We start from the raw sequence: 14412 nt of genomic DNA, 5'->3' as shown, positions 1-14412 counted from the left end.
AAACGTCAATAAAGAGTCAAAAATAAATTTAATTTTTAATAAAGCAAAAAAAAATGAGGGAAAAACTTTTTGACTTTTTTTTGACGCTTTTACTTTAGAATTATAAAATGAATAACAATGGAAATAGAAAGGAAAGTATTCATATGTCTGCTGATGTAATCTTAACCCACTTTAACCAGTTGTTTTGTCCAAACGACCTCGGTCATCCTCTTTATGGCAAGGAGATGGCAGAGGCAAAAATCCTTTCTGATGCTTATATCGCCATTAAAGATGGAAAGGTACTTGCAGTGGGGACCGGTCAACCAGATCCAGAACTGATGGATGCCCATACGGAAGTAAAATCCTGTGAAGGAAAAGTTGCGACCCCTGGCTTGATTGACTGCCATACCCACTTGGTCTATGGAGGCAGTCGTGAACATGAATTTGCTAAAAAGTTAGCGGGTGTTTCCTACTTAGATATTCTCGCTCAAGGAGGAGGGATTCTAAGCACTGTTCGGGCAACACGAGAAGCGTCCTTCGACAACCTTTATGACAAATCCAAACGACTGTTGGATTATATGTTGCGCCATGGGGTGACAACTGTTGAAGCCAAGAGTGGTTACGGTTTGGATTGGGAAACGGAAAAACGCCAATTAGATGTAGTAGCAGCCTTGGACCGAGACCATGAAATTGATCTGGTTTCAACCTTTATGGCAGCTCATGCGATCCCGACAGAGTACAAGGGCCGTTCTCAAGAGTATTTAGATCTGATTATTGAACAAATGCTTCCAAAGGTAAAAGAAGACAATCTGGCTGAATTCTGTGACATCTTCTGTGAAAAGGGTGTCTTTACAGCGGATGAATCACGCTATCTTCTGTCGAAAGCCAAGGAAATGGGCTTCAAATTACGAATTCATGCGGATGAAATTGAGTCCATTGGTGGCGTGGATGTAGCAGCCGAATTGGAATCTACCAGTGCAGAACACTTGATGGTCATTACTGATGAGGGTATTCAAAAACTAGCAAAAGCAAAAGTTATTGGAAATCTTTTGCCTGCAACAACCTTCAGCCTCATGGAAGATACCTATGCACCAGCTCGTAAGATGTTGGACGCTGGCATGGCTATTACCCTAACAACAGACAGCAATCCAGGATCCTGTCCGACAGCCAATCTCCAGTTTGCTATGCACCTTGGTTGCTTCATGATGCGCCTAACTCCAGTGGAAATTCTCAATGCAGTGACCATCAATGCAGCCTACTCAGTAGATCGTGCCAAAACGATTGGCTCTTTCGATGTTGGAAAACAAGCTGATATCACGATTTATGACGCACCAAATCTAGATTATCTCTTCTATTTCTTTGCGACCAACCTAGTGACAGATGTCTATAAGAATGGTAAGAAAGTGATTTAATTTTCTTCGTTTTAAATGTGACCTAAATAGAAAAACCCCCTCATCAGAATTGGTTGATGAGGGGTTTTTAGGGCTTAGAAAAGTATTTCAAAAGAGGAGTTAGAAAGCTTTAAATTCCAACCTTGACATCTGGGAATCGCTCAGACACCTGTGCAAAGAGAGTGTAGAGTTGTTCTTCAGCGTTCTTCTTATTTTTAATGGCTAGGCGGTGCTGTTTCTTTGGCTTGTCCTTGCGGATGTAGCACAATTGGAAGATAGAGCGGGCAATACCTGATTGACGAACTCGAGTGACATGTAAGTATAGTTGTTGAACATCTCGTAAATCAATCGTTTGCGTTCCTCTGAAATAGGTGATCAAATGATTTTTGTATAAGATAACTTTTAAGTCTTGATTGTAGTAACTGGCCTCATCAGCCAAACGGTTTAGATCTCCTTGGAGTTCGGGATAGTTTTGGTGGAGTTCCTGATAGGAAGCAATGGTCCGTTTCCGAACAGAGAAGCTGGCTACAACCATTGTAATGGTAAGTCCAGCTAAAGCAACTGAACCTAGCAAGAGGAATAAGGAGTCTTTGTTATATTCCGTAAGGCTTAGATAATAGTTGGTCGTCATATTGAGTGACACGACAGAAGTCGGGTCAAGGAGGGAATGGATGTACTCACTATAACCGACAAGGCGACCATTGCGAGATGTATTCTTGCTATCCTTTGCCAAAGGGGCTAATTGCGTTCCCTTTAGTTGATAAGGATCGGTCTGCAGTTCCCCATTCTTCGCTTTATCAATGATTTCTTTAATCGTCGCATCGTCTTTTTTGGTTTCGATCCCTGCATACTTACCATCATTTTGGTTATCGTATTGGACAATATAGAGTACATGCCTTTTGTCCACAGTTCCGACAGGTTCTGGATAAATATCATAGACTTGCATCGTTACAGGATCCCCAGACTTTTCTGCCTTAGCAAAGCTAGTAGCAGGATTTTGGTGACGAATCCATAATGAAAATATTAATCCTGCGAATGCTAGGAAGACAAGGGCAAGCACCAGACCTGAAACAAATCCTTTATTGCGTTTTTCCTTAATCATATCGACCTCCTTTAGTTTGATATCTAAAGTATATCATGAAAGATTTTATGTGACAAGGAAATTTATAGACGGCTGATTTCTAAGGCTTTTTAGTAGTTTTACCCAAAAGCTGTCTGTAAAATGATTGAAAAATGGTTTGATTTTAAAAGAGATTTGTAACTTTTTATAAAAAACTATATTTTTTTTAATTTTTTCTATATACAAAAAGATAAATTATTGATAGAATAGAAAAGAATTGAATTAAATTTGGTTCGCGCTCATTCTGTCTTCATGTTAGTGAAACAGAATGTTTATAACCTAAATACTTGCACTGGATTCTAATTCATCAGAATCATAGCTAGAATTTGAGAGGAGACAATATGACTGTTGATTTTAACAGCAAAGCATACTTGGATAAAGTGGATGCGTGGTGGCGCGCAGCAAACTATATTTCAGCTGCTCAAATGTACTTAAAAGACAACCCGTTGTTGAAACGTGAAGTGGTTGAAAACGATTTGAAAGCTCACCCAATCGGACATTGGGGAACTGTACCTGGACAAAACTTTATTTACGCACACTTGAACCGTGCAATCAACAAGTATGACTTGGATATGTTCTACATTGAAGGACCAGGTCATGGTGGACAAGTTATGGTGTCCAACTCTTACTTAGATGGTTCTTACACAGAATTGAATCCAAATATCCCACAAAATGAAGAAGGATTTAAACACCTATGTAAAATCTTCTCATTCCCAGGAGGGATTGCATCTCACGCGGCACCTGAAACTCCAGGATCTATCCACGAAGGTGGAGAACTTGGTTATGCTCTTTCTCACGCAGCTGGAGCTGTTTTAGATAATCCAGATGTGATTGCTGCAACCGTAATCGGTGATGGTGAAGGGGAAACTGGTCCATTGATGGCTGGTTGGTTGGCCAATACCTTCTTGAACCCAGTCAATGATGGTGCTGTTCTTCCAATCTTCTACCTCAACGGTGGAAAGATCCACAATCCAACAATCTTCGAACGCAAAACAGACGAAGAATTGGCCCTCTTCTTTGAAGGTCTTGGATGGAAACCAATTTTTGCAGACGTAACGGCTATTTCTGACGACCATGAAGCAGCTCATGCTTTGTTTGCAGAAAAATTGGACGAAGCGATTGAAGAAATCAAGAAAGTCCAAGCAGAAGCTCGTAAAGGTTCTGCAGAAGAAGCAACTCAACCAGTATACCCTGTCTTGATTGCTCGTATTCCTAAAGGTTGGACTGGACCAAAAGCTTGGGAAGGAACTCCAATCGAAGGTGGATTCCGTGCGCACCAAGTGCCAATCCCAGTAGATGCTCACCACATGGAGCATGTAGATGCCCTTCTTTCATGGTTGGAATCTTACCGCCCAGCAGAGTTGTTTGACGAAACTGGTAAACTAGTTCCTGAAATTGCTGAAATCGCACCAAAAGGTGACCGTCGCATGGCTATGAACCCAATCACAAACGCAGGTGTCATCAAACCAATGGACACTGCTGATTGGAAGAAACATGCCTTCAAGATCGAAACACCAGGTGCCATCATGGCGCAAGATATGATCGAGTTTGGTAAGTATGCAGCAGATCTTGTGGATGCGAACCCAGACAACTTCCGTATCTTTGGACCAGATGAAACCAAATCAAACCGTCTTCAAGAAGTCTTTACTCGTACAAGCCGTCAATGGTTAGGACGTATGAAACCAGACTACGATGAAGCTTTGAGCCCTGCTGGACGTGTGATTGACTCTCAATTGTCAGAGCACCAAGCAGAAGGAATGCTCGAAGGATATGTCTTGACAGGTCGTCATGGATTCTTCGCATCTTACGAATCATTCCTTCGTGTCGTAGACTCTATGATTACTCAACACTTCAAATGGTTGCGTAAATCGAAGACACATACGACATGGCGTAAAAACTACCCAGCCTTGAACCTGATTGCGACTTCAACTGTTTTCCAACAAGACCACAATGGTTATACTCACCAAGATCCAGGTATCTTGACTCACTTGGCTGAGAAAACTCCTGAATACATCCGTGAATACTTGCCAGCAGATACCAATAGTTTGCTTGCAGTGATGGATAAAGCCTTCAAGGCAGAAGACAAGGTAAACTTGATCGTTACTTCAAAACACCCACGCCCTCAATTCTACTCAGCTGATGAAGCAGAAGAATTGGTTCGTGAAGGATACAAGGTGATCGATTGGGCATCAACTGTTTCAGCAGATGAAGAGCCAGATCTTGTCATTGCAGCTGCAGGGACAGAGCCGAACTTAGAAGCTCTTGCAGCCATCACAATCTTGCACAAGGCTTTCCCAGAATTGAAGATCCGCTTTGTCAACGTTGTGGATATCTTGAAATTGCGTCACCCATCAGTCGATGCGCGTGGACTTTCAGATGAAGAGTTTGACAAAGTCTTCACCGCTGACAAACCAGTGATCTTTGCCTTCCACGGTTACGAAGGCATGATTCGTGATATCTTCTTCAACCGTCACAACCACAACTTGCGTGTGCATGGTTACCGTGAAAACGGTGATATCACAACACCATTCGATATGCGTGTCATGTCTGAATTGGATCGCTTCCACTTGGCACAAGATGCAGCTAATGCAGCTCTTGGAGCAGAAGCAGCTGAATTTGCAGCTCAAATGGACGAAACAATTGCCTTCCACAATGCTTACATCCGTGAACATGGTGATGATATTCCAGAAGTACACAACTGGAAATGGGAAAACGTAAATAAATAAGTTTATTCAAAAGAAATCAGAAGCTATTCTGGTTTCTTTTTTTTTACCTTTTTAAAGAAAGAAACTTTGTCTAAGGAATTCCCCTTGGTAAGAGAAGCTTCTCCAATACTGGATAGAGAAACCTATCAAAAATCAATAAAATAATATATTTTTTAGAATTTGCTAGATTGCATTGACTTTGCATAAGATAAGGACTAAAATATAGGTGCGGAAACCGCTTACAAAATATAAAGGAGGTCTGTTTATGGGAAGCGACAGACAACAACGTTTTTCTCTACGAAAATATGCAGTCGGCCTAGTATCGGTACTTGTCGGATGCTTTTTTTGTGGGGTGACTGTTTCAGCCCAGGAGCAGGAAGGGCAGGTAGATGTACCCGCTATTGTAGTAAAAGAAGGAAGTCAGGAGGTGAGTCCGACAGTCGGACAGGGCGATGGCTCGGACGGAGCTCATACAACTGATACAGTTAAGGAGGAGTCTTCTTCACAAGAGAAAGCCAAGACTGAGAAAACTGGCGAGATCTCACCTTCCAATGCTCAAACAAATCCAGTTTCGGACCCTACACCTGAAAAAGAAGGTGTTGAAAAGAAGGAACAAGAAGATCACACTGTTTCAGCATCTCAGCCAGTAGCTAATAAGGACGATGCTTCAGCAAGTGTGGCAGATGAAGCCCGTGTTCAGGCCCTGGTACGTTTGGAGACGAAAAAGCAAGATGCAACGGCTCCTCTTAGTATTGCAGAGCAGATCAAGGATAATGCACCAATTAAGGAAGCAGTATTAAATGAACTGAAGGAAAAAGGCATTGAATATACGAAATTAGCTGATTTTGATCTAGTCTTTAATGGTTTTGTTCTAGAAACCAAGTACAAGGATGCCTTGAAGATTCGTCAGTTGGCGCGTGTTGAAAAGGTGGAAATTACCCCCTTAACGGCTCAGGCGAATGCACAGCCTAGCGCAACGAAGCAAAATACCCTCCTTCCTACAAAAGTTAGTGATGAAAATGAATTAATCAATCTACAGCCTCTCTGGGACAAAGGTATCAAGGGCCAAGGTCGGGTGGTAGCCGTTTTGGATACGGGCCTTGATGTCCACCATAATTTCTTTAGTCTAACGGATAAAAGCAAAGCCAAATACCAGAATAAAGAGCAGATGGAAGCGGCCATGAAAAAGGCAGGCATCACTTATGGGAAATGGTACAACGATAAGGTAGTCTATGCCTATAACTATTCAGATATGAACGATGAGATTCGAGAAGACGATCCGCGTTCGCATGGGACTCACGTGGCAGGATCGGCTGTTGGGAATGCGACAAAACCTGTGCCAACGGGTGAATATCTAAAGGGTGTCGCACCAGAAGCTCAGCTTATCTTTATGCGTGTTTTCTCTGATAAGAAGGGCATGACAGAACAAGGCTTTGTTGTAGCCAAGGCTGTTGAAGATGCGGTCAAGTTAGGTGCAGATACCATCAATATGAGTTTTGGTGGGGTCAATGGGTCTGAAGCAGATACCAATCCCTTAACCCGTCAAGCCTTTGAATTCGCCCGTAAAGCCGGTGTTGTCATCAATGCTGCAGCAGGAAATTACGCCGTGAGTGGATACTGGCAGGCTAAGCCAAAAGCAGATGCACCCGATACGGGAACGATTGATGAGCCCGCCATTGAAGATGGGGTTCTAGCCATTGGTGCTTTCAATAATCAGATCAATCACGAAACGACCATGCGTCTGGAAATCCCAGCTCTAAAGGATAAGAAAGAATTCCAAAATGGCCTCGTCGATCTTCCCGTTTACCGGCTGATTTTCCCAGTAGAAGGTCCTCAGTCTTACGTTTCAGTTCCAAAAGGTGAACTGGATAGTTACCGAACTGCTACGGTGAAAGGCAAAATTGCTCTGGTTGAGAGCGGAGGGGATGTGACGGACGAAGAGAAGGTTAATGCCCTCAGACAAGCTGGTGCAAAAGGTGTCCTAGTTTATCAGAATGAAGAGCAAGGAGACAACCTCCAAAAACTTCCGATGGGCTATTGGGGCTCCTTCTATCCGGTCAGCGTCTTGAATCATGCTATCGGAAAAGAGCTAGCCTCCCACGCTGGAGAATACGAGCTAATCTTCCATCAGGAAGTCAAGAAAGTGCCTTATAGTGAAGCAAACAAGATGCTCTTCTTTACTGGTTGGGGGCTTTCTGCCGAAGGAAAACTTAAGCCAGATGTTACCCTACCTGGCGGAATGGTCTACTCGGCGATTCCAGATGGTCTGTATGATATGGATGAGGGGACCAGTATGGCAACGCCCCATGCGGCAGGGGCGACAGCCTTGATCAAGCAAGCTCTAGAACAACGTTTCCCAACTTATAGTCCAGAGCAAATTCATACGCTTTTGCGCCAATTAGTCATGAGTACAGCCAAACCTCATTTTGATCAGGAAAGTAAGAGCTACTCTTCTGTCCGTCAACAAGGATCTGGTCTCATGGATGCTGCAGCGGCAGCCTTTGGCGATGTCTTTGTAACAGGCGGAAAAGGAACAAACAGTAGTTTGACGCTTGGCAATGTCAAGGATACCTTTACGTTTGAGGTTACGGTGCACAACTTAAGTTCGGAAGCGAAAGACTTCACTTATCATACGGTCGTTAACACCGATCAGGTGGAAAATGATCGCATCAGCTTGAAGATGCGTCAGCTACTGGATCAAGTGGGAGAAAAAATCATTCATGTTCCTGCTAAGGGAAGTGTGACGGTTCCAATTTCTGTAGATACCAGTACCTTTACAAGCGAACTTACCAATCAAATGAAGAATGGTTACTTTTTAGAAGGATTTGTCTTCTTTAAAGATGCCAAAACCAAGAAAGATCTCGTAAGTCTTCCATATATCGGCTTCAAAGGGCAATATCAGGATTTACCAGGTATCGAAAAGCCTATCTATGCCTTCACTGGGGATGAAAAACCATTCTACTATTATGCAAATGAAAAAGCAGAGAAACCTGAAAAAGACTCAGGAGATCACTTTACAGCCTTGGTCAGCACTATTTGGCGCGGGGGCAAAGAGGTACAGGTTGTATTGGGAGAAAAAGATGGGCATTACGATGGAAATCAACTTGTCTTCTCGCCAAATGATGATGGTTCCTATGATAGTGTCAAGCTCAATGCAGTCGTTTTGAGAAATGTAGACAATATTCATTTATCGGTCTATCGTGCAGATGACCTCAAACGCGAACATCCTATTTTTGAACAAGGTAATGAAAGTCAGAAGAAATCGGACTATGGTTGGCGGATTAATGACCGTAGTAAGATTCTTTATGCGACACAGTGGGCAGGCAAGGACAAGAACAATCAGCTAGTGCCAGATGGGGACTATCAATATGTAGTCACTTATCGTCCAAGCACACCAGGTGCCAAACCTCAAGAGATTGTTCTAAAAGTCCGAGTCGATAAGCAAGTGCCACAACTGGCGAATACCAAGGATCTCTTTGATCCAGCAACTCGTCTCTTTAAGCCAGGTGAAATTATTGAAACGGGTAGTGGACTAGGCGGAAAATACCTCTCTTACAAAAAAGATGATCAGGAAGTTGAAATTAGTCCAAATGAAGATGGAACCTACTCTATTCCAGAAGGAGTAGATCTAAAAACTGTGCGCTTCTATATTTGGGATCAGGTCAATAATACCAACACCTTGACCTTGGATGGTAAGACCGTTTCAGAAGAAAAAACGACGGAAAAATCAGGGACGGAGGAAGCAAGTCCGACAGCTGCGACTAGCGAAGCAACCGTCGGTCGCTTAGAGGTGCAAATTGTCGATGAAAAAGGCGAGGCAACCAACCAATACCCAGAAATGATGCGTTACCAAGTCTTTGACAGCAAGGGAAATCGGGTGGATCAAGAATTTAATAGCTACTACGAAGATCCGCTACCGACTCTTCCATTTGGAACCTACACTGTAAAAGTTGTCGCTCAAGATCAAAATTATTCTTGGGTATCTCCAACCACTGTGACAGTGGAATTAAGCAAGGAGCACCCTGAAGGACTGGTCAAATTTGTCTACCACTACATTGACAAAAATCGCTTTGACCTCGTCTTTGACAAAGAACTTCCAGATGGAACCCGTGTCTTTGCCATTGATAAGAAGACAGGAGAAAAAGTGGAGTTGAATCAAACCCTATATGAACCAAAGACATTTGAAAGCATCCTGATCAATGGAGAGTATCAGATCCATATTGATCTGCCAACAGGTTATCGGGCAGTGGAAAATGATTTCATCTATACCGTAGCTAATCGTATTAATCGCTACTTGACCAGTTTTGTAGAAGTCTCAGAAGATCAGGTGGAAGATCCAACTGTCCCACCTACTCCTCAACTGTCACCTATGATACAAAAAGGTAGAATAAAAATGGATCAGGAGGCTCAACAAGTCACTCCTCAACCGTCACCTATGACTCAAGAAGGTCAATCAGCAATGGATCAGGAGCTTCAACAAGTCTCTCATCGCCCAGTAACTTCTCTTCCAAAAACTGGACAGGAAAATGACCAATTAGGGATTGTAGGCTTTATGGTTCTTCTACTCACTTTCGGTGCGATCCGAATGAAGAAAAATCATCCAGACCAAGTATAACGTTCTCTTAGTAGAGAAAATTGAGTGGGCTTCAGGTGGTGTAACAGCCACCTGAACCTGGTATATAAAAAGGAGTTTTTATGGAATTTCATCGACAACAACGTTTTTCCATTCGTAAATATGCGGTTGGAGTTGCTTCCGTTTTAATAGGTATGTTCTTGATGGGATCGGTGGTTTCGGCAGATACTGTAACACCAGCACCATCCACAGTCGAGTCATCAGCCGTAGTACCTGATAGCACAACGACAGATGAAAAGGCAATAGAGCCGATCGTTGCTGTTAAGGAGGATATCTCCGGTGTACCAGTAGAAAAATCGACTTCCGCTGTCCCTACTCCAACAGAGACTGAGGGCAAGGACCAGACCAAACAAGCACTAAATACTTCTTCAGTTGCTAGCGATTCTTCAAATGAGAACCCAAGAGAAGAGAAGACCTTGTCACCTTCTGTTATTGCAAGTCCAAAAGTCAATTCTGAAGTTGTTGCGACGGAGGCTCCCCAGGAAGTAGCTAAAGAAACGCTAGAGGATGCAAGTCCAGTCGAGGTCCTGGTTCGCCTGAAAGAAAAGGTTTCTGCTGAGAATGGAGATGGATCTCGAACTTCAAAAGAAGCGCGTATCGAGCAAACCAACCAAGACCATGAACAATTTTTGAAAGAACTCGAAAGACAATCCATTCAGTTCAAAAAATTGTATGACGTTAATTTGCTCTTTAATGGACTGGCTCTAGAGACGACCTATGGAGATGCTAAAAAGATCCGGGGATTATCACGTGTCGATGCCCTAGATTATGCTCCACTTGGTCGGACCAGAGTAGCTGAGAACCAGCCTACTCCTGCCTCACCGGCTTCAACTACGACCAAGGTCAGTGAAGAAAACAGCCTGATCAATTTGCAACCACTCTGGGATAAGGGTATCAAAGGCCAGGGACAGGTTGTAGCGGTTATCGATTCGGGGGTGGATCCAGCACACGACATTTTCCGCCTAACAGATATCAATAAGGCCAAGTACAAGAGTGAAGCAGAAATTGAAGAAGCTAAGAAAAAGGCCGGCATCACTTACGGTAAATGGTACAACAATAAAGTCGTCTACGTTCACAATTATAGTGATATGGATGAAAACGTTAAAGAAGATGATCCAATCTCTCACGGTGCCCACGTAGCTGGAACCGCTGTGGGAAATGCCTCTCAACCATCCCCAAATGGTGAAATTATCCGAGGTGTCGCTCCCGAAGCCCAGCTCATGTTTTTACGTGTTTTCTCAGACACCAAGGGCGGACAGGTCCAAAATTTCATCTATACCAAGGCGGTGGAAGATGCCATAAAATTAGGGGCTGATTCCATCAATATGAGTTTGGGAACGGCTTCCGGCTCTATTTATGATGTGGGAGAAATCACGCGCCAAGCCTTTGATGCTGCAAGAAAAGCTGGGGTAACCATTACAGTTGCTTCTACCAATATGGCCACCAATGGCTTCTGGCACAGCAAGCCACTTGCAAGCACACCAGATTATGGAATGACAGGGACCCCATCCGTCAATCCCAATGTCCTTTCGGTCGCTTCGATTAATAGTCTGACCAAGCATGAGTCTACAGAAGCAAGCTTGACCGTAGAAGCCTTAAAAGGGTCAAAAGACTTCCCAGATGGCAAAATTCCGATGCACTCCTTTGTAGAACGCGACGCCTTTCGGACAACCATCCCTCAAAGCTATCTCCATGTGGAAAAGGGAGGGATAGACCACTATCAGTCTGATAGTATCAATGGTCACTTAGTCCTTACTGAGCGAGGTGGCGAAGTTTCAGATGTGGATAAGGTCAAAGAGCTGAAAAGGGCAGGAGCAACAGGTGTGATTTTTTACCAGACCGAGGATCAGGGCAATACCCCTGTAGGATTTGACTTAGAAGGTCTCGGAGAACGATTCCCAGTTGGGGTCATTGGCCACGGTGCTGGAAGTGTCCTAGCTCAACATGCCAAAGATTACCAGCTCCATATTGCCAACAAATTTAAACGTGTTCCTTACGATGCAGCCAATCAACTATCTGACTTCTCCTCTTGGGGGCTGTCAGCTGATGGCGACCTCAAACCAGATGTCACCCTTCCAGGAGGGATGATCTACTCATCTGTTAATAATGGAGAGTACTATATGGATAGGGGAACCAGTATGGCCTCTCCTCATGCAGCAGGAGCCACTGTACTGGTGAAACAAGCCCTGAAGGAGCGCTTCCCTCATCTCAGTCCAGAACAGTTGCAAGTTCTTGTCAAACAGATGACCATGAGTACAGCTGTTCCGCATGTAGATGAAGAGACACATGCCTATTCCTCTGTACGTCAGCAAGGCGCAGGGGTCATGGATGTCACAGCTGCAGCTCTAGGAGATCTCTATGTGACTGCAAAAGATGCGAAAAGCAGTCTAACACTTGGCAATGTCACTGATACCTTTGAGTTTGACGTGACCATCCACAATCTTTCCAATCAAGAGAAGTCGGTCCGCTATGAAACCACCCTTCAGACAGACCAAGTCCAGGATGGCAAATTCACCCTTCATCCTCGTCTGTTAGAAACCCTCGATGGCAAGGAAAGCATCACGATTCCAGCCAATGGTCAGCGGACGATCCACGTGTCCGTTGACGCGAGCAAGTACAAGGAAGAGCTCAGCAAGCAAATGCCAAATGGTTATTTCTTAGAAGGTTATGTACTGGTCAAAGATGCCAGCAACAACAAACATCTGGTCAGCCTTCCTTATGTTGGTTTCCATGGAGATTACCAAAATCTTCGCGGGATCGAAAAGCCTATCTACGAATATACAGGTAGTGACAAGCCATTTTACTACTATAAGGACAAGACAGATTATCCAGATGAAAAGGTCCCAGAAACGCCAGAGCGTCATCCAGATAACCACTTTACTTCTTTGATTAGTTATGTTTATGAAAATGGGGAGTCTGTAGCCAAAACTCTAGGTCAGGATGGGGATCGCTTTGATGGAGACCAACTCTACTTCTCTCCAAACAATGATTCCAGCTTTGATAGCGTCAAGGTAAAGGCCGTCATGCTTCGCAATGTAGAAAATGTCCACCTATCAGTCTACAAGAAGGAGGACACAACTCGTACTAACCCGATTTACGAGGTTGGAAATGAAGTGCATCGAAAGACCGACTGGAGTTATCGGATTGGGAATCGTAGCGAAGAGTTTTATGAAATCTCTTGGGAAGGTTTGGACAAAGATGGCAAGCAATTACCAGATGGAGAATACCAATTTGTGATCACTTACCGTCCAACTGCTTCAGGGGCCAAACAACAAGAACTTAACTTCAAGGTTAAAATTGACAACACGGCTCCAAGCATTGAGACTGGAAGTGCTAACTATGACCCGCAGACTCGGATTTTCCGTCCAGGAAAGGTGATTGAAACCGGCAGTGGACTAGCAGGAACTTATCTGTCCTATGTCAAGGACGGGGAAACAGTAGCCTTGGAACCCCAAGAGGACGGCAGTTATCTGCTTCCAGAAGGGGTGGACCTCTCTACTGTTCGTTATAGCATCTGGGATAAGGTCTACAATACCACTGAGATGGATATCGAAGGGAAGAAAATAGAGGCAACGACCCCAACGAATGAAGGCAACTCAGATGAAAAACCAACCGAGACAGAATCCGAAAAACCAACAGCTGAAAAGAGTAGCTTAGAGGTCGTCTTTACAGATAGCAGTGGGGAAGTCATTTCTTATTATCCATCTGTTGTTCGTTACCAGGTAGTGGATGACCAAGGACGGATTGTGGAAGGAGAGTTCAATGCTTCCTACAATGGTGGCACCTTCCCAGACTTGCCTTTTGGCACTTATACAGTCAAAATCACCTTGTCGGATTACCATTATGATTGGGGAACAGAGTTAGTGAAGAAGGTGACCGTTTCACCTGAAAACCCACATCCGAAAGTGACCTTTGCCTTCCATTATTTAGATGAAAACAAACTTACCATTGGATTTGATCAGCCAGTTCCGATAGGCACGGTCGTAAAAGTGGTAGGCAAAGACGGCATCAGTCGCCTTCTTCCACAAAGCATCTATGATTTGCAGCGCTTTGAGACCATGCTGATGAACGGATCCTATCGTGTCCATGTGGAACTCCCAGCAGGCTACCGTGCATCGGAAAATGATTTCCTTTATGAAGTGACCAATCAGATCAATTTCCACCTTCTTTCTTTGGTCAAAGACGTTATCAAGCCAAACCCAGAGGTGCATGGTGGAGCGATTGTAGCGCCATGGATTCAACCAGAAAATCCGACGTTAGAGATACCGGAAATTCCAGTGGCCCCTGTCCAACCAGCGGTATCCAAAGGCCCAGTTACCCCAGCTCAACCAACTACACCTGAAACGAAAGAAGTTGCAGCAAACAAACCAGTCGCTGTTGGCTATCATACTGGTGGCCAAGCAGAAGTGGCTGCTTCAACACCAACAACCAGCCTTCCAAAAACAGGACAAGAAGCCTTGACTTCAACAGCCCTCAGCCTCTTGGGTATGAGTTCACTAGCTTTGGCAGGTTTTGTAGCAAGCAAAAAACGGCAAGATTAAGCCGTTCAGGCATTAGCTTACTCTAAAAAACGTCCGTTTAATT

Annotated in this window: 5 protein-coding genes; 4 read left to right on the top strand and 1 reads right to left on the bottom strand. The window is 43.9% G+C overall.

The window, feature by feature from the left end; all coding sequences use genetic code 11:
• The first annotated feature begins 143 nt into the window (after positions 1 to 143).
• Complete coding sequence (gene hutI / locus EL081_RS08290; protein ID WP_126404777.1) at positions 144 to 1391, top strand: imidazolonepropionase; 1248 nt, start codon at positions 144 to 146, stop codon at positions 1389 to 1391.
• Between the two features lie 109 nt (positions 1392 to 1500).
• Here the strand turns inward: hutI and EL081_RS08285 are convergent, their stop codons facing one another.
• The gene (locus EL081_RS08285; RefSeq protein WP_126404776.1) at positions 1501 to 2472 is read right to left on the bottom strand and encodes a hypothetical protein; all 972 of its coding nucleotides are present in this window, start codon (positions 2470 to 2472) and stop codon (positions 1501 to 1503) included.
• 359 nt (positions 2473 to 2831) lie between these two features.
• Here EL081_RS08285 and EL081_RS08280 point away from each other — a divergent pair, with 359 nt between their 5' ends.
• The 3 genes from EL081_RS08280 to EL081_RS08270 all read left to right on the top strand — a co-directional run bounded on the left by EL081_RS08280 (position 2832) and on the right by EL081_RS08270 (position 14369).
• The gene (locus tag EL081_RS08280; RefSeq protein ID WP_126404775.1) at positions 2832 to 5216 is read left to right on the top strand and encodes a phosphoketolase family protein; all 2385 of its coding nucleotides are present in this window, start codon (positions 2832 to 2834) and stop codon (positions 5214 to 5216) included.
• A 244-nt stretch (positions 5217 to 5460) separates the two neighbouring features.
• Entirely contained in the window at positions 5461 to 9810 is a 4350-nt protein-coding gene (locus tag EL081_RS08275; RefSeq protein WP_126404774.1) for an SGO_0316/SGO_0317 family LPXTG-anchored serine peptidase, read from the top strand.
• 80 nt (positions 9811 to 9890) lie between these two features.
• Entirely contained in the window at positions 9891 to 14369 is a 4479-nt protein-coding gene (locus tag EL081_RS08270) for an SGO_0316/SGO_0317 family LPXTG-anchored serine peptidase (protein WP_126404773.1), read from the top strand.
• The last annotated feature ends 43 nt before the right edge of the window (positions 14370 to 14412 follow it).

The sequence above is a fragment of the Streptococcus viridans genome, assembly GCF_900636365.1.
Lineage (GTDB): Bacteria > Bacillota > Bacilli > Lactobacillales > Streptococcaceae > Streptococcus > Streptococcus viridans_A.
Note: the sequence above shows the minus strand (reverse complement) of the source record. Positions and strands in the feature narration are given on the sequence as shown.

Coding starts and splice junctions, on each gene's coding strand:
- EL081_RS08280 (WP_126404775.1), top strand. CDS start 2,832: ATGACTGTTGATTTTAACAGCAAAGCATACTTGGATAAAGTGGATGCG.
- EL081_RS08270 (WP_126404773.1), top strand. CDS start 9,891: ATGGAATTTCATCGACAACAACGTTTTTCCATTCGTAAATATGCGGTT.
- hutI (WP_126404777.1), top strand. CDS start 144: ATGTCTGCTGATGTAATCTTAACCCACTTTAACCAGTTGTTTTGTCCA.
- EL081_RS08275 (WP_126404774.1), top strand. CDS start 5,461: ATGGGAAGCGACAGACAACAACGTTTTTCTCTACGAAAATATGCAGTC.
- EL081_RS08285 (WP_126404776.1), bottom strand. CDS start 2,472: ATGATTAAGGAAAAACGCAATAAAGGATTTGTTTCAGGTCTGGTGCTT.